The sequence below is a fragment of the Achromobacter sp. 10T422 genome (assembly GCF_056394065.1).
Genome location: NZ_JBFTHD010000008.1, coordinates 305,269 through 329,109, shown reverse-complemented (window position 1 = coordinate 329,109; position 23,841 = coordinate 305,269). Strand labels below are relative to the sequence as shown.

At 63.6% G+C, this 23,841-nt stretch carries 20 protein-coding genes and 1 tRNA gene; 9 read left to right on the top strand and 12 right to left on the bottom strand.

The window, feature by feature from the left end; all coding sequences use genetic code 11:
- Window positions 1-71: 71 nt before the first annotated feature.
- The 3 genes from AC1DB0_RS23015 to AC1DB0_RS23005 form a co-directional block, all read right to left on the bottom strand.
- Window positions 72-983, bottom strand: coding sequence for a LysR family transcriptional regulator (locus tag AC1DB0_RS23015; protein ID WP_054420492.1), 912 nt, complete (start codon window positions 981-983; stop codon window positions 72-74).
- A gap of 415 nt (window positions 984-1,398) precedes the next feature.
- Window positions 1,399-1,818 (bottom strand): hypothetical protein, encoded by a 420-nt coding sequence (locus tag AC1DB0_RS23010; RefSeq protein ID WP_054420493.1) that lies wholly within the window; start codon window positions 1,816-1,818, stop codon window positions 1,399-1,401.
- The gene (locus tag AC1DB0_RS23005; protein ID WP_476758745.1) at window positions 1,815-2,255 is read right to left on the bottom strand and encodes a transcriptional repressor; all 441 of its coding nucleotides are present in this window, start codon (window positions 2,253-2,255) and stop codon (window positions 1,815-1,817) included. The genes AC1DB0_RS23010 and AC1DB0_RS23005 overlap by 4 nt, the downstream gene beginning before the upstream one ends.
- Window positions 2,256-2,363: 108 nt before the next feature.
- Between AC1DB0_RS23005 and AC1DB0_RS23000 the strand changes: the two genes are divergently transcribed.
- Window positions 2,364-3,143: a helix-turn-helix transcriptional regulator gene (locus AC1DB0_RS23000; RefSeq protein ID WP_082386879.1), complete on the top strand. Its 780-nt coding sequence runs from the start codon at window positions 2,364-2,366 to the stop codon at window positions 3,141-3,143.
- Between the two features lie 215 nt (window positions 3,144-3,358).
- Window positions 3,359-4,213, top strand: a complete 855-nt coding sequence (locus tag AC1DB0_RS22995) for an alpha/beta hydrolase (protein WP_476757843.1) — start codon at window positions 3,359-3,361, stop codon at window positions 4,211-4,213.
- Window positions 4,214-4,329: 116 nt separating this feature from the next.
- On the opposite strand, the gene AC1DB0_RS22990 is transcribed toward AC1DB0_RS22995, so the two are convergent.
- A complete protein-coding gene (locus tag AC1DB0_RS22990) occupies window positions 4,330-4,791 on the bottom strand; it encodes a YkgJ family cysteine cluster protein (RefSeq protein WP_054420495.1) in 462 nt (153 codons plus the stop codon).
- Window positions 4,792-5,008: 217 nt separating this feature from the next.
- Here AC1DB0_RS22990 and AC1DB0_RS22985 point away from each other — a divergent pair, with 217 nt between their 5' ends.
- Window positions 5,009-5,614, top strand: a complete 606-nt coding sequence (locus AC1DB0_RS22985) for a DNA-3-methyladenine glycosylase I (RefSeq protein WP_476757842.1) — start codon at window positions 5,009-5,011, stop codon at window positions 5,612-5,614.
- Here AC1DB0_RS22985 and AC1DB0_RS22980 read toward each other — a convergent pair whose 3' ends face one another.
- Window positions 5,615-7,513 (bottom strand): LTA synthase family protein, encoded by a 1,899-nt coding sequence (locus tag AC1DB0_RS22980; protein WP_476757841.1) that lies wholly within the window; start codon window positions 7,511-7,513, stop codon window positions 5,615-5,617.
- A gap of 347 nt (window positions 7,514-7,860) precedes the next feature.
- Between AC1DB0_RS22980 and AC1DB0_RS22975 the strand changes: the two genes are divergently transcribed.
- Entirely contained in the window at window positions 7,861-9,945 is a 2,085-nt protein-coding gene (locus tag AC1DB0_RS22975) for an AsmA family protein (RefSeq protein WP_476757840.1), read from the top strand.
- Between the two features lie 13 nt (window positions 9,946-9,958).
- On the opposite strand, the gene AC1DB0_RS22970 is transcribed toward AC1DB0_RS22975, so the two are convergent.
- Together AC1DB0_RS22970 and AC1DB0_RS22965 are read right to left on the bottom strand one after the other, a co-directional pair.
- A complete protein-coding gene (locus tag AC1DB0_RS22970; RefSeq protein ID WP_476757839.1) occupies window positions 9,959-11,554 on the bottom strand; it encodes a diguanylate cyclase in 1,596 nt (531 codons plus the stop codon).
- Between the two features lie 11 nt (window positions 11,555-11,565).
- Complete coding sequence (locus AC1DB0_RS22965; RefSeq protein ID WP_447577117.1) at window positions 11,566-12,240, bottom strand: TetR/AcrR family transcriptional regulator; 675 nt, start codon at window positions 12,238-12,240, stop codon at window positions 11,566-11,568.
- A gap of 116 nt (window positions 12,241-12,356) precedes the next feature.
- Between AC1DB0_RS22965 and AC1DB0_RS22960 the strand changes: the two genes are divergently transcribed.
- From AC1DB0_RS22960 to AC1DB0_RS22945, 4 genes are all read left to right on the top strand, one after another.
- Window positions 12,357-13,103, top strand: a complete 747-nt coding sequence (locus tag AC1DB0_RS22960; protein WP_427945938.1) for a 3-oxoacyl-ACP reductase family protein — start codon at window positions 12,357-12,359, stop codon at window positions 13,101-13,103.
- 153 nt (window positions 13,104-13,256) lie between these two features.
- Window positions 13,257-13,332 (top strand) — tRNA-Lys (locus tag AC1DB0_RS22955).
- A gap of 327 nt (window positions 13,333-13,659) precedes the next feature.
- A complete protein-coding gene (locus AC1DB0_RS22950; RefSeq protein WP_476757838.1) occupies window positions 13,660-15,210 on the top strand; it encodes a hypothetical protein in 1,551 nt (516 codons plus the stop codon).
- 29 nt (window positions 15,211-15,239) lie between these two features.
- A complete protein-coding gene (locus tag AC1DB0_RS22945; RefSeq protein WP_476757837.1) occupies window positions 15,240-16,268 on the top strand; it encodes a S1C family serine protease in 1,029 nt (342 codons plus the stop codon).
- Between the two features lie 45 nt (window positions 16,269-16,313).
- Here the strand turns inward: AC1DB0_RS22945 and AC1DB0_RS22940 are convergent, their stop codons facing one another.
- Window positions 16,314-16,583 (bottom strand): PAAR domain-containing protein, encoded by a 270-nt coding sequence (locus tag AC1DB0_RS22940; protein WP_054420513.1) that lies wholly within the window; start codon window positions 16,581-16,583, stop codon window positions 16,314-16,316.
- A gap of 17 nt (window positions 16,584-16,600) precedes the next feature.
- Complete coding sequence (locus tag AC1DB0_RS22935) at window positions 16,601-16,855, bottom strand: hypothetical protein (protein ID WP_054420514.1); 255 nt, start codon at window positions 16,853-16,855, stop codon at window positions 16,601-16,603.
- Window positions 16,856-16,985: 130 nt separating this feature from the next.
- Between AC1DB0_RS22935 and tssA the strand changes: the two genes are divergently transcribed.
- Window positions 16,986-18,107: a type VI secretion system protein TssA gene (gene tssA, locus AC1DB0_RS22930; RefSeq protein ID WP_346552253.1), complete on the top strand. Its 1,122-nt coding sequence runs from the start codon at window positions 16,986-16,988 to the stop codon at window positions 18,105-18,107.
- A gap of 161 nt (window positions 18,108-18,268) precedes the next feature.
- Here tssA and AC1DB0_RS22925 read toward each other — a convergent pair whose 3' ends face one another.
- From AC1DB0_RS22925 to tssM, 3 genes are read right to left on the bottom strand one after another with little or no spacing between them, the layout of a single operon-like run.
- Window positions 18,269-19,063, bottom strand: a complete 795-nt coding sequence (locus AC1DB0_RS22925) for an OmpA family protein (RefSeq protein ID WP_054420516.1) — start codon at window positions 19,061-19,063, stop codon at window positions 18,269-18,271.
- 2 nt (window positions 19,064-19,065) lie between these two features.
- Entirely contained in the window at window positions 19,066-20,049 is a 984-nt protein-coding gene (gene tagF / locus AC1DB0_RS22920) for a type VI secretion system-associated protein TagF (RefSeq protein WP_175170729.1), read from the bottom strand.
- Window positions 20,046-23,813 (bottom strand): type VI secretion system membrane subunit TssM, encoded by a 3,768-nt coding sequence (tssM, locus tag AC1DB0_RS22915; RefSeq protein WP_476757836.1) that lies wholly within the window; start codon window positions 23,811-23,813, stop codon window positions 20,046-20,048. Before tssM ends, tagF begins: the two co-directional genes overlap by 4 nt.
- Window positions 23,814-23,841 lie beyond the last annotated feature (28 nt).

The window sequence follows — 23,841 nt, the reverse complement described above, 5'->3', positions numbered from 1 at the left end:
CACTGGCCCGTTCTGGTTTCGGCAACGCCTTGATGCCAAGGGGCGGAAAGCCGCGCAGGGGCCGGCTGGAATCAGAACAGCGGCGGCGTGTCGCTGCGGATGAAGCGCAGGAAGCGATGGGCGGCGTCCGGCAAGGGGCGGGACACGTGGGTCTGTACCTGGATCTGGCCGCCATTGAGCAGGGCGTCGTCGACGGGGCGGCAGATCAGCCGGCCGCTATCGAGCTCTTGGGATGCCGATAGCCGTGCGCATAAGGTCACGGCATTGCCAGTCAACAAGTAGTTGTAGACCGCGTCGGGCAGGTTGGACGTGAAGGCGGGCGACAAGGTGATGTTGTACAGGCTGGACGTCATATCCAGCAGCCGGCGCAGCGCGCTGCCGCCTTCGGGAAGCGCCAGCGGATAGGCGGACAGTTGCGTCAGATGCAAGGCGTCGTGCACGGACAAAGGGTGGCCCGGGCGCATCACGGCGACGATTTCGGCAGGGCGCGAGAAGATGACGGCGATATCTTTTTCGGCGGCATGGCTGTACGTGACGCCGATGTCCGCCTGCGCCGAGCGCACGCGTTCGGTGACCAGCCCCGCGTCCAGCACGGTCAGGTTGAATCGCACCGACGGATGTTCGGCCTGAAACGCGGCAAATTTTCGCGGCAAGGCCTGTGCCGCAAAACCATGCGCGCCGGCCACTTTCACCGTTTGTGTATAACGGCCGTTTTGCCCGCCGATCTCGGCATAGGTGCGGGCGGCGTCGGCTTCCACCCGGCGCGCGTGGTCCGCCAGGATGCGGCCCACTTCGGTGACGCGCATCCCCTTCGGATGCCGTTCGAACAGCTGGTTCTGCAGCCGCTGCTCCAGGCCCGCAATCTGCCGGCTGACGGCGGAGCTGACGACGTTCAGGCGAGCCGCCGCGCCATTGACGGACCCGGTGTCGACGACGGTCAGAAAATAACGAAGCGCGGTGCTGTCGAATTGGAATCGCTTCATTGATGTGAATGCCGTAAATCTCAATGTCGAGTCCAGGCGGTTGGCAGCCGCAAAATAGCGCGCGTTTGGCGGATGGCGTTGGAATAGCCGCCCGCCACGGCGTCTCGTGAACGCGCAGGCCAACAGGTACGGACCACGGAAGCGATGGCGGGTTGCGCCATGGATGGGCAGACAAGCGCCATCCGGAGAGTCCGGCGCGCCAGGATGCCCGTCCCAATCATGCAGGACAGGCGAATGTGCCAGAGGTGGAATTTATTCCAGCTCCACCTTTTGCCACAATCGCAAATTTATCAATATTGCATTCTAATTTCGGCAATCACGTTATTACCGCGGCGCAATGGTGAATCGTAGTAGGCGTGCGCCAATGCAAAGCGCGCCCGAAGGCGCGCTGTAAAGAAACGGGCAGGAAGCCGGTTCAATCCACAACGAAACCGCCGGGGCCGCTATGGCCCAGCAGTTCGCGTGCGCATTGCATCGCTTCGTTGGCAGTAGCGACCGCCAGGAACGGCATGCCGAATGCGCGAGCCATCTTTTCGCCGCGCTTGCGGATCTTGTCCAGCGCGTGCGGTTCACGTTCAACGGCGATGAACGCGCGGCAGCGCGCCTTCAAACGCGGCATGTTGGTGGTCTGCCATTCGACCATGGCCTTGCGGTCGTCGTGGCTGGCTTCCTGGCGCATGTCAGGCACGACCATGACGAAGGTCTGTGGATTGTCCACCAGCATTTCCATTTCACGTATCCAGCTGGCCGAGTATCCCGCGGGCGCGCCGCCGTGCTTGGCCGTCACGATGGGAAAGCGGGATAGGTCGTGGAAGAAAAACTGATCGCGGTTCATTCGAAATCTCCGTGAGGGATGACGGGGGCGCTGGGTTTGCAGCCGCACCCGCCGTAGAGCACCAGGCTGTACGAGTCCAGCGCGAAGCCACTGCGCTTGGCGATCTTTCGCACCAGTTGCGCCATGGCGGGATCGCTGGACTCCAGGATCTGCCCGCATTGCGTGCAGACCATGTGGTCGTGATGCCCCTTGTCATTGAGCTCGAACACGGTCGTGTGCGCGTCGAGCTGAGTACGTTTGAGCAGCCCGGCGTCTTCAAGTTGCGTGATGACGCGATAAACCGTCGCCAGGCCGATKCTGCTGTGGTCCGAGATCAGATTTCGGTAGACGTCCGCTGCGCTCATGTGCTGGTTCGCGCGCTGATAAAAGATGTCCAGAATCTTGATTCGAGGAAAAGTGGCTTTGATGCCGGCGTCGCGCAGCCGCGTGGTGTCCATATGATTTCTCCGTTCGGGGGGCTGATGCCCGACTGATGAGAATGATGTACATTTTCAAATGCTCCCGCTAACGGGAACCCGTCAACCTGTAGCTCAAACCTGCCAACCATGCTTCATGTGGCCGTCGCGCCCGCCCAGCCCAACGTGCTGCTGACCTCATTCAGCGTGCACGGGCGGCGGGAATCCAAAGGCATTGCCGTGCCCTCGCATGTTCATGACGAGGGCATGCTGGTGTTGGTGCATGAAGGCTTGGTCGTGGTGCAAGCGGGCGCGGAAGTCTGGACGGTGATGCCGGGCAGCCTGGGCTGGATTCCACCCGGCACGCAGCATGGCGCAAGATGGTTTGGCGATGCGCGCGGTTCCTTCCTGTACGTGCGGGCCGATGCCTGCCACCGCCTGCCGCCGCATTGCCGTTCATGGCCGTCATCCAAACTGATCGAAGCGCTGATCGACCGATTCGTCAGTGAGCAGGCTGGGGAATTGTCGGAAAGCTATCTGGCGCAGTTGTTCGACGTGCTGCTGGAAGAGATCAAGCAGCGCGAGCATGCGCCGCTGTTGCTGCCGATGCCCACCGATCCGCGCTTGCAGGATCTGGCCAACACGCTGCTGGGCCAGCCTGACGATACGGCAGGCATTGAGGAATGGGCGCAGCGTTTGAATATGTCGTCACGCACGCTGATGCGACGCTTCCGGCAGGAAACCGGTGTGACGCTTGGGCAGTGGCGCCAGCAGGCGCGTTTGCTGCGCGCGCTGGAAATCCTGTGCCGTGGCGGTTCCGTGACCGAAGCCGCGCTGTCGGTGGGCTACGAAAGCACCAGCGCCTTCATCGGCAGTTTCCGCAGCGCGTTTGGCGCAACGCCCACCCGCTACCTGGCCGACCGCGACTAGCCGTCACTTTTTGCGCGGGTGCCGCAGCGCTGCGGCTGCCGCTCCTTGTTCTGCCTCTTCGTCTTGCGCAGCGCTTTTGCCGTCGGGCTGCCGCCTTTACACGTCTTCACTTTTCTCCGACATTTTTGCGGATCTTCATGCGAGCCGCCTCCCTAGTATGGCGTCCGGGGGTGGATCGCTGTCGTCGTCCACCCAAGATGCTTTTGGGGTGTGACATGGATGACCTGCTGAGCCCGCCGCGCACCGGCGCGCTGCTCATACATGGGCTGGGCGGTACGGAATTCGATATGGGCGGACTGCACAAAGTGCTGGCGCGTGCTGGCATCGAAACCCATGGCGTGACCTTGCCCGGCCACGCGGGCCGGCCGGAAGACCTGCTGGATGTGCGGGTGGAAGACTGGATGGATGTCGTCACGCAGCGCTACCGCGAACTTGCCGTGCAGTATGACGTGCTGCACGTCATCGGCATGTGCCTGGGCGCGCTGCTGGCCGTGGAGCTGTGCAAGCGTGAATCGCATACGCGCGGCGCGTTGGTGGTGCTGTCGGCGCCGGTGTTTCTGGATGGATGGAGCACACCCTGGTATCGCGGCCTGCGCTATCTGCTGTATCGCGTGCCGGGCGTGCCGCGCCGGATTCGGGTGCAGGAAGAAGACCCATATGGCGTGAAGAGCGAGTTGGTGCGCGCCTTCATCAAGGCGGGGTTCGCGCGGGGTGACGGCTTTCACTATCAATGGGTGCCGCTGGCCTGCGTGCGGCAAGTGGACCGCCTGCGCGGGATGGTGCAGCGTGGCCTGGACACGCTGGGTTGCCCGACATTGATCATGCACGCTGAAGAAGATGAGCTGACGAGTCCGCGCTCGGCCCGCTTTCTGGGCGACCGCATTCCGGGCGCGGCAGTCGTGCTGCTGCAAGACAGCTATCACATGATCTGCGTCGACCACGAGCGCGAACGGGTCATGCGCAGCGTGTTGGCGTTTGTGGGCAAAGACCCCGAGCTGGTCAGAACGCGCAAGCGGCCGATGGCGCGATCAACGGCATCCCCACACGCGCTGGCGTCACAGGCGGCCTGACAAGCGGCAATCAACGCGGCAATCAACGCGGCATTCAAAGCGGCATTCAAAGCGGCATTCCAAGCGGCATTCCAAGCGGAATCCCAAGCGGAATCCCAGGCGGAATCCCAGGCGGCTCAGGCCGCAGCGGGCTGATTCGGATGCAGCGGGCCTTGCGGATCGTTTTCCGCATCCGGCCGCGGCGCCACGGGCGGCAAGCCGAGTCCGGCGCGCAGGCGTTGGCAATCGGGGTTGGGCGAACCATCCGGCATCCAGATGTCGAATTCACGGCACGGTGTGGGCCGGTTTTCGTAGATGGCGCAGTGGATGCCCGGCTGACCCAGTTCGCCGCGCAGCGAGATGCAGCGCCCGCCGCCCATTTCCGTCCCCTTCATACAGGCGCGCAATGGACTCATCTGCGTGACGAGTTCCACGGGCACCTGGCCGCCGTTTTCGCCCGCCAGTTCGCCGCAATAGAACGACACCCTGAAATGCGAACAGCATGCGCCGCAGTCCAGGCAGGGGTTGGCGTTCGGATCGTCACCGGCCAGGACGGCGGGGGAAACGAAGGTGAGGACAGCGGTCTCTAGCAGGGACATGGGTCGGGAGTTCGAAAGTCTGCCCCTGCCCGGTGCCCACGCAAAACGGGCTTGCGTGGTTGCAAGCCCGTTGACGGGTCCGGAGCGCGCGCGCAGAGGGCCGGCGCGGGATCAGGGCTGCAAATAATAGCTGGATTCGAACTGCGGTCGCTACGACTTTTTTCGGGGACGTTGCTGCGGTAGCATCGGTAGCCTGATTGCCGCCTGGAGCTCTGCCTTGAACGCCAAAACCGAATTTCCCGACGGGCTTGCCCGTTGCGGCTGGGTGGATACATCCGCCGAATACATGGCCTATCACGACACCGAATGGGGCCGCCCGCAAGGCGATGACCGCGCCCTGTTCGAACAACTCTGCCTGGAAGGTTTCCAGTCGGGGCTCAGCTGGCGCACCATCCTGAACAAGCGCGAGGCCTTCCGCCGCGGCTTCGCCAATTTCGAACCCGCCAAGATGGCCAAGTTTGGCGAAAAGCAGGTGCTGACCTTGCTGGCTGACGCCGGCATCGTGCGCCATCGCGGCAAGATCGAAGCCGTGATCAACAACGCGGCCCGCGCGCTGGAAATGATCGACAAGGAAGGGTCCTTGGCGGCGTTCTTCTGGCGCTACGAAGCCCCGAAAGGGGCGCCGTCCACGTTGGGCGCGTCTACGTCAGAACAGTCCATCGCCTTGTCCAAGGCGCTGAAAAAACTAGGCTGGAAGTTCGTTGGGCCGACCACCGTCTATGCGTTCATGCAGTCGGTCGGCATGGTGAATGACCACAGCCCGCAGTGCCATTGCCACGCGCTAAGCGACAAGGCTCGCAAGGGCTTCAAACGGCCCACGTAGTTATTCGGCTTTCTCTGCGCTGCCCGGCAGGCTGTAGCGGCCTTCGCGGTACGCCCAGCTGGGCCATAGCGCGTGCGCCAGCGCTTCGGTGGCCAGTGCCGGGTTCAACGCCACGGGTGCGTAGTCTTCCGGCGCGGTGTAGCGGTACTGCACGGGCGTCTTGTTGGGGGCCAGCACCAGCAGCTCGTCTTCCTTCAGGTAGCCGTAGGTGTTGTCGTACTGCATGATGGCGCGTCCCGGCGTGCTGCGGGTCAGGTCGTGGCCGATCATCGGGTGCTCGGTGTCCACGCCAATCAACGACAGCAGGGTCGGGGGCAGGTCGATCTGGCTGATCAGGCGGTCATCGCGGCGCGCTTCAATGCCCGCGCCCAGGATCACAGCCGGAATATGGAAGTGGCGCACCGGCACCAGGCTGGCGCCGAACACGCGGGAATCATGGTCGGCCGCCACCAAAAATACGGTGTTCTCCCAATAGGGCGACGCCTTGGCGCGTTCAAAGAAACGGCCCAGCGCCCAGTCTGCATACCGCACGGTGTTCTCTACCGTGGCGGGGTTGCCTTCCGTCTGGATGCGGCCAGCGGGGTATTCCCACGGCGTATGGTTTGACACGCTGAACGCCAGCGTGAAGGTGGGCTTGTCGCCATCTTCGCGCAGCAGGCGGTCCAGCTGGTTGAACATGTCTTCGTCCGACGCGCCCCAGGTGCCAACGAAAGCGGGGTCAACGAAGTCGGCGCGGTCAACAATCTGCTTGAAGCCATTGCCCAGGAAAAAGCCCTTCATATTGTCGAAGTGCGATTCCCCGCCATAGATAAAGCGCGAATGGTAGCCGTGGCGGCCCAGCAGATCCGCCAGCGAGAAAAACCCGCGCTGTGAACGGGGCAGCTTCAGCACGGCTTGCGCGGGCGTGGGCAGAAAGCCCGTCACCACCGCTTCCAGCCCGCGTACCGAGCGCGTGCCGGTGGCGTACGCCCGCGTGAACGTCCAGGCGTCGCGCGCCAGCGCATCCAGTTCCGGCGTCAGGTTGGCGCCACCCAAGCCGGCGCTGTACTGGGCGCCCAGGCTTTCTTCCAGGATGATCACCAGGTTCAACGGGCGTGCCGTTTTGCGTGTGGCGGGATGGTGGTGCAGGCTGGGGTAGTCGGGGTTGGACGGGGGGTTGGGCAGGCCGGCCTGCGCCAGCACCAGGTCATGCATCTTGTCGTCGTCCATGCCGCCATAGACGTCGGACGCCGACTTCTCGTTCTTCATGCTGTAGATAGCGTAGAACACGTTGTAGAGCGAGTTCAAGGCCAGCGTGTTGAGCATGCCGTCAGAGCTGTACGCCACCGACGACGGGTTGATGGGGCGATGGCCCAGCGTGCCGCGTATGGCCAGGATGACCACGGCCAGAATGACAATGCTGGCGATCGGCATCTGCCACCAGGTCAATGGCGCGTCGGGTTGGGCGTGCCCGAACAGGTTGAAGGCGCCCCAGCCGATCAGCGCCAGCGCGCCGAAGCCGCCCACCAGCGCAAGCTTGTAGCCGCGCCACAGCATGCCGGACACTTCGCGCGGGTGCTTCAGGTATTCCACAAACAGGCGGTTGGGCCGGCTGTCGTATTCGATGATGAAGGGCGGCGAGGCCACTTCCAGAAAGGCCAGCAAGACAAAGGCAATCAGATACCAATAGCCCGCAATCGTTGCGGCAATGGGAAAGTGCCCCAGCAGCGGCGACAGCACGGCGGGCAGCGCGGCCAGCACGGCGATCTGATGCGCGTCGATTCGCAGTCCGCCCAGCAGCAGCGGGACCAAGCCGCCCGCATTGCGCACGCGTTGCCACTGCCAGGCGGCCAGCGCCAGGCGGCTTAGCGTCAGCAATGCAAATGCCGCCACCACGAAAATCAAAGTCGAATGCCGCATCGGGCCTCCAGGTTGTTCTTGCTATCCGGCCCGGTAGGGCGGAATCAATCGATCGGCATTGGAACAGTAGCCGCGTTGAAAATTCCGTGAAATTCCGCAGCCTGACCGCTATTTTGCCGTCCGCCGCCATTTCGCTTTGTAACTATCTGGCCTGGCGCCAGGCACGCTTCATGCTGCGCGAACCCTGAGCGGCGGTGCGTAGGGGCGCAGCCAGGGCCGAATGCGGGCGGAAAGATCCGCACACATTATGGGACCGGCAAGCGTAACCCTTGCGGTGAGCCGCGATACCCTTGCAGGTAACGAGGGCTGGCGGTCACAGGCTGGCCACAACGCCAAGGATAGTAACCATGACGCGCACAAGAAAAATAGCGATCGGGATTGTAGGCGGGCTTGCGCTGCTCGTGCTGGTGGCAGGGGTGGTGATCGCCACCTTTGATTGGAACCGCGCAAAACCCATGATCAACGAGCGCGCCAGCGCCGCCATCGGCCGGCCCTTCGCCATCAACGGCGACTTGAGCGTCAAGTGGGAGCGCGAACCGGCCGAAGGCGGATGGCGCGCCTGGGTGCCATGGCCGCACGTCATCGCCAACGATATCTCGGTAGGCAATGCGCCGTGGGCCAAAGCGCCGAACTTCGCCACGCTCAAGCGCGGCGAGTTCAGCCTGGCGCCGCTGCCGCTATTGCGCCAGCGCGTCGTCATCCGCAAGATCCAGCTGACCGAACCTGCCGCCGACCTTGAACGGCTGGCCGACGGCCGCGCCAATTGGGTCTTCACTTTGCCCGAGACAGGCGAGCCTTCGCCCTGGGTGCTGGACATCAACGAAATCGGGTTCGACAAGGGCCGCGTGGGCTATGTCGATGAAGTCCTGAAGGCCGACCTGACCGTGCTGGTCGATCCGTTGGGCAAACCCGTGCCCTTCGCGGACGTGGCCGGCGCCGCCTTCGTGCCGCAAGACGGCAAAGCGCCCGCGCCGCGCGACTACGTGTTCGGCTGGAATGTGGGAGGCAAATTCAAAGGCTTGCCCACCAAGGGCGAAGGCAAGGTGGGCGGCATGCTGGCCTTGCAAGACGCCAGCCAGCCTTTCCCCGTGCAGGCCGACGTGTCCATCGGCGGCACGCGTGCGGCGGTAACGGGCACCCTGACCGACCCGGTCAACTTGGGCGCGCTGGATCTGCGCCTGAAATTGTCGGGCGCATCGATGGCGCAGCTGTATCCGCTGACAGGCGTGACCTTGCCAGACACGCCGCCGTATTCCACGGACGGTCACCTGATCGCCAAACTCCATCATCCCGGCGGCGCGGTGTTTGAATACAAGGACTTCAACGGCAAAGTCGGCAATAGCGATCTGCATGGCGACATCACGTTCGCGCTGGGCGCACCGCGCCCGAAGCTCACGGGCAAGCTGTCGTCCAAACAGTTGCGCATGGTGGACCTGGGGCCGCTGATCGGTGTGCCCGCAGGCGGCACGGCGGCCGCGCCCGCCGACAAGTCCAAGGATGCGCCGGCCAAACCCAAGGGAGGCAAGGTGTTGCCGACCCAGGCCTTCCGCACCGACCGCTGGCGCGACATGGACGCCGACGTTGCACTCGATGCCGGCCGCATCATCCACGACAGCAAGCTGCCCTTGTCCGACTTGTCTGTGCATGTGGTCTTGCAAGACGGCAAGCTGACGCTGGACCCGTTCCGCTTCGGCATCGCGGGCGGCAACATCAACGGCACTATCAAATTGGACGGCGCCACCGAGACGATGAACGGCCAGGTGGATCTGCATGCCCGCCGCTTGCGCCTGAAGCAGCTGTTCCCGGCAACCGAAGCCATGCAGAAAACGCTGGGCGAGTTGAACGGCGACCTGGCCGTCAGCGGCACGGGCAATTCGGTGGCCGCGTTGTTGGGCACCGCCACGGGCGACGTGAAGATGCTGGTGAACGACGGCGTCATCAGCCGCAGCCTGATGGAAATCGCGGGCCTGAATGTGGGCAATTACGTGGTGTCCAAACTGTTTGGCGACGACGAGGTCAACATCAATTGCGGCGCGGCCGACCTGGAAATGAAGAAGGGCGTGGTGACGCCGCGCGTGTTCGTGTTCGACACCGAGAACGCGCTGATCACCATTACCGGCACGGCCGACTTCAAGAACGAAACCGTGGACATGGACATCACGCCGGACAGCAAGGGCTTTCGCATCTTTTCGCTGCGCTCGCCGTTGTACGTGCGCGGCACCTTCGGTTCGCCGGACGTGGGCGTGCATGTGCTGCCGCTGGCGGCGCGCGGGGCGGGGGCGGTGGCGTTGGGTGTGCTGTTGACGCCCGCTGCCGGTTTGCTGGCGCTGATTGCGCCCAGCACGAACGACGAGAACGCGTGCGGCCCCTTGCTTGAGCAGATGCGCAAACCGCCCAAGGCGCCGGCGCCTCCGGCTGCGAAGGGCAAGTAGGGGGCGTTCAGTTTCAGCCGGGCGACGCCCGGCGCGCGCCGTCGGGGGTGTCGTTGTCGGCCACGCAGACGGCGTTGCGGCCGTGATTCTTGGCGTAGTAGAGCGCCTGGTCTGCACGCTGGTACACGGCGTCCAGCGTTGCGCCGTGGTCGGGATAGCGCGCCACGCCAACCGATACGGTAATGGGTGCCCCAATCACGCCAGGCGGATCTTGTGCCGCCAGTCGCTGGCGCAGGCGTTCCGCGGCGGTGACGGCGGCGGCGAGCGGCACGCCTGGCATCAGCATGACAAATTCCTCACCGCCCGCGCGCGCCAGCGTGTCGCCGCTGCGCGAGCTGTCGTTCATTACCATCGCCAACGCTTGCAAGGCGTGGTCGCCCGCCGTGTGGCCGTAGCGGTCGTTGATGCTCTTGAAGTGGTCGATGTCGATGACGAGCAGCGCCACTGGCGCTTCGTCGGCCTGCAAGAGCGCCAGCGCTTCGTCCAGGCCGCGCCGGTTCAGCAGGTCGGTCAGCGTGTCGGTCGTGGTCTCGCGGCGCAGATCGCGAATTTTGTGATGCATCGACGCCAGCCCCATCAGCAGCCCGCGTCTGAGCTGCGCCGCTTCGAAATACCAGGAACGCACGTTGCGGATGCGCTCCGCGGAATCCGGGTCCTGCATGTGCCGCGCAATGCCCGCCAGTTCGCCCAGCGGCCGCGCAATCCAGCGCGACAGCAGCCAGATCGACGCCACCGCCAGCAGCAGCAGCGGCAGCGTATTGCGGGCGGTGGCCATGAGCAGGTCGCTCAGCGGTTGCAGCGTGCTGTCCACCGGGCGCTGCGCGATGATGCTCCAGCCGGTGCTGGCCACCGGCGCGTAACCCGCCAGCATGTCGCGGCCATGTTCGTCCGTGAACCGCATCTCGCCGGTTTCGCCGCGGCGGGCGGCGGAGAATATCTCGTCGTCGGGGGCGGTCTGGCCCAGCAGGCTGCGGTCGGGGTGATAGATCAGCGTGCCGTTGCGGTCCACCACGTACAAAAATGAATCGTCGCGGTAGAAATGTTGGCCCAGCAGGCGGTCCAGCACATTGTCTTCGTGCAGATACAGCGTGCCGGCGATATAGCCCAGGTAGCGGTAATCGTGCGAGTAGATCGGGTGCGAATACAGAATCAGCCAGCGGCCATTGCTGGCCTTGAAGGGCTCGCTGATGATCGGCATCTTGGTGCGGATCGCGTCCTTCGACGCCTCGCTCGTCAGCTGTGCCCCCAGCAGCTCGGGGTACGACGACGACACCGCAATCACCTTGCCCTGCGGCGACACGACCACGCTGGAATTGAAATGCCCCAACTGTTCCTGCTGACGCCGTGTCTCATCGGCCATCAGGCTCGGATGCGCTTCCATGTCGGACAGCACATCGGCGCTGTAAGACAGATAGCGAAGCACGTCGCCCAGGAACACATTCGTGGTGGTCGCCAGCTTGGACGCGTAGGCGCGGTTGACCTCAAGCGCGTTGTGCAGCAGCAGATCGCGCTGCACCAGATAGCTGGCATGCAGGCCGCCCGCCACGACCAGGATGACCGACAGCAGGCTGATCCACAGGATAAGGCGCCGAAGGTCGATACGGAACATGACTGTCGCCGTCAGGAACGGGCGCCGCCCGACGGAGCGCCGCCCGGCGGGACTCCGCCCGGCGGAACGCCCGATGGCGGCCGGCTGCTGGTCAGCGCATCCCAGGCGCACATGGCTTGCCGCGCTACCGCCTGCAAGGTCTTGCGGCTGGCGCCGTCGCGGGCTTGGATCGACATGCCGTGCAGCACCGTCGTGAAGAACGCCGCCAGACTTTTCAAGTCAGCCCCCGCAGGCAGTTCGCCTTGCGCGACGCCTGCGGTCAGCCGGGCCAGGATGCGGCTTTGCATGTCGCGCCGGCTATCGCAAAGAAAGCCGCCCACGCTCGCCTGGTTGACGCTGCCCGACGGCGCGCCCAGCACGATCATGCAGCCCGGCGGCAAGCCGGGGGCAGTGAAGCGGTCTGCGGCGGCCAGCAGCATGTCTTGAATGCCGTCGCGTGCGGTCGCGCCAGCTTGCAGCGCGCGGCGCGACGAGCCGCCTTCGGTGTCGCGGTACAGCTCGACCGCTTCGCGGAATAGTCCTTCTTTTGAGCCGAATGCGCCGTAGAGGCTGGGCGAGTTGATACCCATCGCTTCCGTCAGATCGGTTAGCGATGCTCCTTCATATCCCTTCGACCAGAAAACCTCCATGGCCTTGTGCAAGGCCTGGGCCCGGTCGAAGTTCCGGGGACGCCCACGTTCTGCCATGCCGGCGATTTTACTCGTGTCGGCTATTTTGTGTTGATCGATAAAAAAATGATTGACGGATGAGATTTGCCGCTGCGATGATATTTGTACTGATCACTACAAATTAAGGACTGGCGATGGGCAATCTCAATGGAAAAGTCGCGTTCGTGACGGGCGGCAGCCGAGGCATTGGCGCGGCGATTGTGCGGCGGCTGGCAGCCGAGGGCGCTGACGTGGCGTTCACCTATGTCAGCGCGTCATCGGAGGCAACCGCGCAGGCGTTGGTAAACGAACTGTCCGTAGACGGCCGCCGCGTGCGCGCCATCCAGGCCGATTCCGAAGATGCGCTGGCAGTGCGGCAAGCAGTGGAACAAGCGATCGAGGCCTTGGGGCCGGTGGACGTGCTGGTCAACAACGCGGGCATTTTCGTTGCGGGCCTGATCGGCGACACCAGCATGGATGACTACGAGCGCACGATGGATATCAACGTCCGTGCGCCTTTCGTCGCGATCCGCACCGCGCAGGCGTCCATGCCCGATGGCGGCCGCATCATCAACATCGGCAGCTGCCTGGCCGGCCGGGCAGGGCGCGCGGGCGTCGCGCTCTACGCCGCCAGCAAGTCCGCGTTGGTCGGCCTAACGCAGGGCTTGGCGCGCGACCTGGGCGCACGCGGCATCACCGTCAACGTGGTGCATCCCGGCCCGATCAACACCGACATGAATCCCGCAGACGGCGACCGCGCCGGCGAACTCGTGGCCGTGCTGTCCTTGCCGCACTACGGCGAAACCCGTGACATCGCAGGCATGGTCGCCTTCCTGGCCGGCCCAGACGGCCGCTATGTCACGGGCGCAAGCCTGTCGGTAGACGGGGGCTACGCGGCCTGATTGCGACCCCGGTAAAAGTTTTTTCGCACCCGACTTGCACAAACCAAAAAACCTACATATAATCTTGCTTCTTCGCACTACACACATAACGAAACGCAGACAACAACGACGGCAACGTCGGTGATTCAAGCGAATTGAAATGAGTGGATTGCAGGGCTGTTAGCTCAGTTGGTAGAGCAGCGGACTCTTAATCCGTAGGTCGAGTGTTCGAGCCACTCACAGCCCACCAGAATTCTCTGGTCTTACTTAAAGTAAGGCTAGACAAAAAGCCCACCGGAAACGGTGGGCTTTTTGCTTTCCGCCTGTGGCGATGCTCCATGACCGCGTGCAATACGCAAAATTGGGTATGCACGGCTTTCTTGTCACCTCCTAAGATTCCCTGGCAATCCGGACCTCGTGTGTACCGCGCATGAGACCTGTCGGCCTTGTCGAGGGACCTAGCGTGCATCATTTCTTGAACGTAGCAAGACGTCCATGCACACCTCATCGGTGGCTTGCGCCTCTAATTTTCTTGTGGACGGCGTTAGCCGTCGCCGCGCCAGAACAGGAACTTCCCGTGGGTAGCGCGGCGGGGCAGATTGGTCTGATCGACAGGCCGAATGAGGCATGTTTCGGTCCTGCCGCTATTGCGCCAGACGCGGCGGGCAATCTGGCCATTCTCGATAAGGTCAATCGAAAGATCGTGTTGGTTGGCGCGGACTCAGTGCGTGAAGTCCCGTTGCCCGAGCAGATGAACGAGCCCCAAGATTTGTTGGTCGCGTATAAGGGCTATGCCATCGCAGGCGCATTCGGCGACGTGATGATGCTTGATGAAGCCGGGCGACTTCTCGACACAGCAAAAGTCGACCACAACCCCGAGCAGGGAAGCGTTCGAATTTTTCCCGTCAGCGCGACGGAGCTGGAATTGCAAACGCTTTCCGGTGACATCAGTAAGGTCGGGCTTGTCTTGGGTAAGGTCGGCGGATTGATCAAACAGCAGGTGATCGCAAGGGGCTACAAGCCGCAACCCGTGGCCGCGCCGGATCATGCTGTCTTGGTCAACGAGACGGTAGATGGGCCGCTGCGTCGCATCGACGTTGCCTCGTCAATGCGCATCAACGGCGTGCGGGTGATTTGGGCGGATCATGACGAGGCACTGGTCGCCGTTCAGGAGTCGCAGCTGTTGCCAAATCCTGCGTCATTCGTTCGCCTCGCGCACTACGATGCCTTCGCGAAACCCGTCACCGCTGCGTATGTTTCAGCGGAGTCGTTCGGTTGCGACATCCGGCGCCCCTACGCTCCCTTGAAAGACGGGCGCGTGGTTTCGTTATCGTTTCCCGGCGGCGAACGCCTTTTCTTGCAAACGTTGCAGTTCAAGCCCATTGGCGATGCGCAACCGATTCCATTGGCCGCCGTGTCCGACGCCGTCCTAGTCGCGAACGAAGACAACATTCTGAAGTCCATTGAGCAGGCGAACGGCACCTCCGATGCGGGATTAGTGTCACTGCCCAGTGTTGGCCGAGCGTCGATCCTTGACCGCGCGCGCGCGGCACTGAGCTACCCATGGCGTCTGAATGCAGTGAATTATCTTCATGCGGATACCGAGAATCTTTGCGCGCCGCCCGCGAAGATATGGGAACGGCCCGCTCGGTTGAATGATTTGAGCGAGCAGGATGCGGTGGGCGTTCCCTATCGATGGGGCGGGTACCTGAGTACGCTCGCGGCTTTTCAAAGCCACCTGAGCGAAGGGCGTCTGGCCGGGGATATCTGCACGTGTAGAAGCGGAAATTGCGTGCATCCGCAGGCGACAGGCATGGATTGCTCGGGCTTTGTCTCATACGCCTGGAGCACCGGGAAATATTTCACGACAGCCAGCCTGCCTGGGAAGAACGTCAGCACACCGCTTACCTGGGCGGATCTGCAACCGGGCGATATCGTGAACAAGGCAAGAAGCCATGTGATGCTGGTTGAGCAGGTCCAGATGGGCCCAGAGGGGCGGTTGATCACCGTGATTGAATCCACGCCACGGCCAAAGCGATGTGGTGGTGTGTGTCGAAACACGTATACCGAGTCATCTCTCAGAGAACGCCAATACCTGCCGTTTCGTCGGCTATCGGTCATGGATTAACGCTGCTTAACCCTTCTCGGGAGATTTCAATGCGCCGAATTTCGCCGATGGTGGCCGCGCTGGCCAGCGTGGTCTGCTTACCCGCTCTGGGCCAAAGCAGCGACTGCCTCTTCTCAAAGGATGGGCCTGCCGTGGTGCAGATCCGCTATTCCTATGACGCGGGTGTAGACGGTCGTAGCGATGACAGGAACAGCCGTGGCAGCGGCTTCATCATCTCTGATGACGGCTACATTTTGACCAACGCGCATGTCATACAACCGACCGTCAAAGGGCTGACCGTGAAATCAGAGAGCATCGTCGCTCACGTCGGTAAGGCAATGGAAGCACCGTTAACCTTATCGGTGGTTGTGATTGACGTTGGGAACGATCTGGCGCTATTGCGGCTGCCGCCGAAGCAGGAGGGTAAGACGTGGCCGAGCGTAAGCGTCTCTGACGGCGCAGATCTGCCCGTGGGCGCCAAGCTCACCAGCCTTGGCTTTGCTTCAACAGATCTCGCGATTGTGTCGACCGCTGAGAAAACCGCGCGGACAGCGCTCGTGGACGGAAAGATAATGCCTTGGTGGCAGACGAGCTTGTCGCTCAATCCCGGTGACAGCGGCGGCCCCGTCTTCGATTCGCTGGGGACAGTGGTCGGCGTGGCCGTCGCGCGTCACGAAAATGCCCAACTTATCTCATGGGTAATACCGATTGCACGCGCCCGTCATCTGCTTGATGTTGCCGGTATCCGCCCCGCAAAGTATGGGGCGTGCGCGGCATTTCCCGAATGCCGCTCAGCCGCTCACGGTATCGACCGATACACCGTGGATCAGCTTCATGAGAAGTGGAGCGACTGGAGAGGCGGAGGATACAACCAGCCGGCGTACTGCAACGACGTGATCGCGGAACTTAGCAAGGCGCGGCCTCAATCAAATTTCGAGGCGGTCAATAGCAATGAGCAAAAGTCAGAGGTAACCATTCCCGGAGCCGTGCTGTCCGCCAAGTATCGCTACTACTGCCAAGTCCGAGAACGCGCGGGCCCCGTCTACAAAATGCAAGCCAGCGCGGCCTGTATCCCATAAGTGGGGCGCTTCGCGTAAGGCTGAGTCAATCGACTCGCTCCGTCATCAACCATATTCCAACTGATAAAAATTCTGGCTGGCGATCAGTGTCGCCCCGCATGAGGTGCGCATGCCTTCAAGCGCGGTCTTGCGGTCTGAGCTGACGTTTTGCACGCCTTCGACGATGGTGTGGGTGTCGCCGCATTTGGGGCAGGTGACGCGGTCGCCGACGCGGGCCATGGGTTGGCCGAAGATGACGACGGTTTCATCGCCGGTCACGACGACGCCGCCGTGCGACGTCTTGTCGCCCTTGCGGATGACGGAGCGTTGGGACATGGGCGCGAGATATTTGTTTACAGATAGGTGCCGTCCGGCGCGAGCCGGGCGGGGCCAACTACGAACGTGCCGTCGGGCGCCATGCGCACCGGGCCGCCGCTGCCTTTGTACGTGCCGTCGGGCGCGCGCTGGGGCGTGCCGGCCACGTAGGTGCCATCTGGCGCGCGGGTGATGGGGCCGTCTCCACCGACGTAAGTGCCGTCCGGCGCGCGCCGCGGCGTGCCAGAGATGAAGTGCCCGTCGGGCAACATACGGATCGATTTCGTCGTCATGAATGCTCCTTCGGTAGGAGCGCAAATCATAGCGAAGCATCGTGATGCGCCTTGTAATAGGACGTGTCATCTTTGAACGTTATACGTAAGCAGTTGTGGGATGATTTGCGCCTACTACAGACCTGCGCCTATGACAGACATCAACGCCTTGTTGCAACCGATACCCGGCGATGCGCCCTGCGGCGTCGACCTGGTGTTTTCGCCCGAGTTCGACGCCATTCGCGAGGCGCGCCGGCATGACGATCCTCAGCTCGATCAGGGCGATTGGGTCATTGATCTGAAAGAGGCCGACTGGCCCGAGGTGGCGCGCATCTGCTCCACCGTGCTGCGCGAGCGCAGCAAAGACATCCGGATTGCGTCGTGGCTGGCGGAAGCCTGGGCTAAGACGCGCGGCTTTGCGGGGCTGCGTGATGGCTATCTGCTGATTGATGGCCTGTGCCGCGATTATTGGGATGGCCTGCACCCGGTGCCCGAAGATGGCGACGTGCAGCAGCGCGTGGGCAATCTGGCGTGGCTGCTGTCGCGCTCGCAGCAACTGATAGGCGAGATTCCGCTGACGCAGGCGGATGGCGCGCGCTATGGCGCGGTGCTATGGGAGGCCGCGAGCCAGCTCGCGAACGCTGTCAAGCGCACGCCCGATAATGCCAATGAACTGACGCGCGGCAAGCTCACGCTGGATCGTTTTGATGCGGCGCGCCGGGATACCCCGCCGTCGTTTTATTCCGAACTGGATACCCAGCTGGAAGGCTGCGCGCAGGCGCTGGCGCAACTGGAACGCACGCTGGACGAACGCTTGGGCGATGAAAGCCCCGCGTTCTCACGCGTGCGTGAGTCGCTGCGCAATGTGACCGAACTCGTGCATCGTTTCGCGCGGGATGCCGGTTTGCTGGTACGCGCCGATCTGGCGCCCGCGCAGGCGGCCGCGACGCCTGCCGTTCCCGTTCGAGTGGAGCCTACCTTGCCCGCTGCCGATCATTTCTCTGCCGCCGACACGCCGGCGCATGTGGCCGTGACGCCCGCCGTGCGCGGTCCGATCCAAACGCGCGAACAGGCGTTGGCGCAGTTGCGCGATGTGGCGGACTTCTTCCGCCGCACCGAGCCGCACAGCCCGGTCGCCTATCTGGCCGACAAGGCCGCAAGCTGGGGCGAAATGTCCCTGCACCTGTGGCTGCGCACGGTGGTCAAGAACGACGAGACGCTGTCGGGCCTGGAAGAATTGCTGGGCATCAAGAAGGCCGGCGAAAACAACTGACGCGGGACATGGCGGGGCTGGCGTGGCACGGCCTACGCACCCGTGCCCACGCGATCCGGCCTGACGCGGGGCCCAACCCAATGGCCCAGGCCCCGCTCCGCCCATCGCTCCGCCCATCGCTCCGCCAATCGCTCCGCCAATCGCTCCGCCAATCGCGCCGCCTATCGCGCCGCGCGAAACTCAATACGGCGGTTCTTCGCGCGTCCTTCCGCCGTAGCGTTCGTCGCGACCGGCTGATCGGGGCCGGCGCCCATGGCTTCAAACCGCGATACCGGCAAGCCTTTGTCCACCAGATAATCCCGCACCGCGTCCGCGCGCGCCTGGCTCAGCGCCAGGTTGGTGCTGCGGCTGCCCGAGCTGTCGGTGTGGCCGATGATCTGGATTTTGTCGGCGCGCAGCTTCGGCACCGCGTCGGCCACGCGGTCCAGCAGTTCGCGGCCGCGCGCGGTCAGGCGCGTGCTGCCGGTTTCAAACTCCACGACGCGGTTGCTCAGCAGGTTGTCCAGCACGTCCTGCTCGTCCTTGCCCGCCGACACGCGCAAGCCATTGACGATCTTGTAGGTGGGGTTGAGCGAGGTCGCAAACGTGCTGGCAATCTGCTGGCGCGAGGCTTCGTTGTCGACTTCTCCGCGCAGCCGGATCTGCGTGCCGTCAATTTCCAGCTGGCCGCGGTTGATCTGCTTGAGCGGGCTGTCCAGCAGCTTGCCTACGTGTTGCGACCAGTTCGGCGGGGCCACGACGCCACCCACATCGATGCGGTCGATCACATTGCCCACGCCATAGACTTTTTGCAGGCGCGCCAGCACGTCGGCCTTGGTGGCTTCATCTGGCACGGCGCCGCTGGCGACGACTTGCCCGGGTTGCGGGATGACATTGGCGGGGACCACCGTGGCGGCATCCTGCGCGTGGGCCGCGCACGACAGGGCGGCGGCCAGGACGAGAGTAAGCGTGCGCATGCCTAGGCTCCGATAAAGACTTCGCGAAACGTCTCCAGCGCCTGGCGCAAAGAGAGCCGCGGTTGATCCAGATAGCTCGACAGCTTGGCCAGGCCATGGCTGGCGCTGACGTGGTCACGCACCCACGGCGCGTCTTCCAGCACGATGTAGTGCTGCGACAAGGTCTGCGGCGTGGACAGCAATGTGGCCAGCGTCTGCGGCGATGCGCCACGAAAGCCCACCACCAGCCGGTGCTTGCCGGCGATCTGCCCGATGAACAGGGCGATCTCGAAATCCGCGCGCGTAAGGAACGGCGCGATCAGCGTCATCCAATAGCTTGCGACCAGATTGATATAGAGCGGATCATCCGGCAGCGGCAGGGCAAGGCCCGTGTCCAGCTGCGACGAGCCGCTGGACATTACGGGCGCAAGCAGAATCCCCAGCGCCAGCACGATGTCATGCATGCTGGCCGCATGGCCGTTGCCACGCAGCATGGCCTCGACGCGTTCAATCGTCTGCAAGTCGATGAAGGCGTCGAAACCATCATCGGCGGCGGTACGGATTTCGCCTTCCAGGTCGTTCAGCGTTTGCAGCGCGGGGGCGGGGTCGCCGTCATGCATCAGTTGCGCGGCGGCGCTGCCCATGCGGTTCCACATGCGGCTGAACGCCAGCGGGCTGCGCGCAATGAAATCCAGCGGGCGGGCCACTTCAACGGACGTTGCGGTGATGAACGGAAAGCGCCGTCCGGACTGATCCCGGCTGGGCTGCAAATGGCCGGCAATGGCCAGTTTGCCGCGCGAGCCCAGTACCGCAAAGGGAACGGGCTGCGCCTCGTCGTACAGCGTCTTCCAGTGCGGGTCCTGCGCCAGCACCTCCATGGTGTTGGCCACCCACGCATCCAGCGTCGCCATCAGCTGCGGATGCGAGGTGTTTTTGACGAAGTCGCCACGGGACGGAATCTTGCCGAAGTAGGCCGTACGGAACATGGGAGACTGCGGGTTGCTCATTGCTGCGCTCCGGCAGGCGTCGGGGCGACGGAGGGTTGAGGGGACGCGCCCGCCACCGAAGCGGGAAGGCGCAGATTGCGCAAGCCTTGGCTGCCCGGCTCGGTGCCGCCGGCGCTGGCCGCTTGCGCGTTGCTGATGATGCGTAGCTTGACGGGCACGGTGATGTTCGACTTCGCCCAGCTCATCTCGAAACTGCCATCCGGGTTGGGCTTGCGTTGCGAGCCCGAGATCAAACGTTCCAGGCCAAAGCGGCCGGGTTCGTTGACGATCTCGACCACGGTGCCATCAAAGGCGGTGGCCGTAATGCGCGCGCCCGGTGCGCCCTGCGCGTTGGGCCACACAAAGTTCACCCATTGCGGCGGCGTGTTGCGGTAGCGCAGTTGCTGGCCGTCGATCTCGATGGTGTATTCCGTGACGCCGCTTGCCGGCTTGGGCTGAATCTGGAACAACGTCTGGGGCTGGCTGGCCGCGCCCGAGCCCGCCGCGCCACCGGCAAGCGGTGCAACCCACTGCGCGAAGTTCGCGGTAAACGACGGCTGCAAATCAATGCCCATGTCGCCCCAGGTGCGTGCCGTCAGGATGTCGCCACGGCGCACGGTCAGCGGGCCGAGCGTGTCATTGACGTACTTGGCGATGCTGCCTTGCGGGCCGAAGACTTGTCCGATTTCTTCGCCGCTGGCTTCGATGCCGGCCTTGGTCGAAAACGGATACTTGTCAGCCAGCCCTTGCGTGAACGGCTGATAGACCTGCGCGTTCCAGACCTTGTTCAGCTCGGTCTGCGCCGGTTGCATGGCCACGGCGTAGCCCTGAATCAGCGGGCGCACCAGCAGCGGGCGCAACGTCTCGCGCTGCGCGGGCGTCAGGCCCGCCAGCATTTGCTCGTCGACGAGTTTCAGTGCGTCGGCCAGTTCCGAGTCCTTGCCTTCCAGCGTCTGGCGCATCAGCAGCAGCGCGCCGGGGCCGGGGTCGCCCTGGTTGTTGATCAGGTTGAAGCGGGTGCGGATCTTCGACAGGGCGTTCATGTAGTTGCCCATCAGCGACTGGTTCTCACGCGTGACCACCAAGCGCGCCACGTCAGAGAATTCGCGGCCCACCGGCCCCATCGGGATCTGCTCACCGCCCGGCGCCACTTCGGTGGGCTTGGGCTGGCCCTGGCGCAAGATCACGCGCTTGAACCACGCCACCACGCCCGTCTGCGCCTGCGAAATGCCCGTGTTGATCAACGACGGGTTATCCCACGACGTTTGTTCATACGTGGTGTTGATCAGCTTCACCAGCGGCGAATTCTGCGGGTCGCCCAGGCGGTTCATGCCATGCACCGCTTGATCAAAACTGGTGAACGGTTTGATCGTGACCCCGCGCAGCATCTTCTGCCATTCCTGCGCGTACTCGGTCTTGTACATCGTGGCCAGACTCTTCTGAATCTGCTCCGGGCTGCCTTCCAGCGTGAGGTCGTCGCGCGCGTTCACGCCCAGCACCCAATCGCTGGTTTGCACTTCGCGGCGTGCCGCTTCGCCGATGGCGGGCTCGATGTATTGCTCCCAGGCTTCTCGGGTGAAGGTGCCGGGCACGGCGTAGCTGCCGGCCACCACGGCCGCGTCGGCTTCGCCCATAATGCGCGCCACCGTCATCGCGGGGAAGCGCGTGGCGGCGCGCGCCTTCAGCGTGGCGTAGGCGCGTTCGCGCGCCGGCATGCCCTGCATCACGCTGCGCAGGTTGCCACGCGTGCGTTCGACCATGGCCAGGTTGGTGTCAATCTGCGGCCAATCGGCATCGGCCGCGCGCGCCACATAGAACGAGATCAGCCGTTCGGCGCTGCGGATGAGTTGATCGCGCGGCATCGCGCCCCGGTTGGTTTCCAGCCAGCCGCGCCAGAAGCGGGTGATCTGGTCCGACAGATGGGTGGGGTCCACGTGTTCGCGATTCGCCATCATCAGGTACGTCTTCAACGCGTTGTAGGCGTCGTCAACGTTGGTGGGCGAGGCGTCCTGGAACAGGGTGTCGCCCGCATTGGCGCGCACGGGCTGCGCCTGCGGCGGCGGCGCCGTGGGCCGCGTGCCGGAAGCGGCGGCCTGCGAGACATCCACGCGGCCCAGATAATCTTCCAGGCTGGCTTTCACCGGCACCAGCATGAACTGGCGCAGGCCGTTGTAGTACTCGGCCAGCAGGCGCTGCTTCAACACGTCGCCTTGATACAGCCCCAGGCCCAGCGACAGCGGCCGGCTGGCGGAATAACGGTCCAGCTGTTCGATGCGGTCTTGCAGAATCTCCATCGCTTCCAGACGGCTCTGCAAGTCAGTTCGCTCGCTTTGCAGGCGCACGACCTTGTCCAGGTCCGCCTGCACATTGGTGGCAAGCTGCCGGTTGCCCAGGTACGACCAGCTCCAGCCGCCCAACACCAGGCCCAATGCCAGCACCAGCCCGAAGAACGTCAGGTAGCGCATGCGCACCTTGTTCGGGCTGGCGTGCTGGCGCACCAGCTTCTTGTCCGCAAAGATCACGCTGGAAAACAGATCGCGCAGGAAGAAACCGTTGTGCGACGTGACGCTGCGCGCCGCTTCTTGCGAGGCCGGGCGCAAGGTGAAACGCTCGGCCAGCTTCTCGGTAGAGGTGCTGCGCGATGCGCCTTCCTGCAAGGCGCTGGTGAAGTAGAAGCCGCGGAACACCGGCTTGTACTGGAACGGGTTGGTCTCAAACAGCGTCGACAGGAAGGTGCGCAGCGCGGGTTTGATGCCTGCGAATTCCAGCGGGAAGGTCAACAGACCCGGGGGCAGGGCGCCGCTGCGGCGCAGCGAAATCTGCGCGGTGCCCATTTCCTTCAGGCCTTCATACAGCTCGTCGAAACGATCGTCGAACAGCGTCAGCACATCGCGGCTTTCGTCGGCGCCATAGGGCAGCGTGGCGCCCCACACGCGGTCGCGTTCGCGCGCATCGGCGTCGGCAAAGAATTCCGAGAAGCCGGCAATCAAATCCGCCTTCGTGAAAATCACGTACACCGGCGCAAACACTTCCAGCCGGTCGGTCAGTTCCTGCACGCGCTGGCGCAGGTTTTTGGCCAGGTTGATGGCGAACTCGGGGCCGGAGTCGGTCAGCTCGCTGATGCTGGCGGCAACGATGATGCCGTTGATCGGCGCCTTGGGGCGATGGCGCTTGAGCAGATCCAGAAAGCTCATCCACTCGTTGCGGTCTTCCTCATGAACGGAGTAGCGGCCCGCCGTGTCCAGCAGAATGCCTTCGGTGGTGAAGAACCAATCGCAGTTGCGCGTGCCACCCACGCCGCGCACCGCCGCGCCGTTCTTGTCCGCAAACGGAAACTGCAAACCGGAATTGATGACCGCGCTGCTTTTGCCGGCCGCCGGGTTGCCGATGACGATGTACCAGGGCAGCTCATACAGCGCCTCGTTGCCCGAGGTCTGACCAATCTTGGACGTCTTGATCGTGCGCACGGCTTGCGTCAACCGCGTGCGCAGCGCATCGATTTCGCTGCGGTTGGCGGCGGGGCTGGCGGCAGCGCCCGTCTGCACCTGCTGCTCCAGCATGTCGCCCAGCTTCTGATTCGCGCGCCGCGTACGGCGGCGGCGCCACAGCTGTACGCAGAGCCACAGCACCAGCAGCACGCCCAGCAACACCCCAGCCCAGACGAAGGCAATTTGCATCGTGTCGGCAAAGAGAAACAGGAACACGATCAACGCGATCAGTCCGATGACCATGAAGGTGCGCGGGTTGGCGAACACGCGCGCGCCCCAATAGCGGACATCGCTCATGGCGCTGGAAAATCGAGAAAGGAATCCT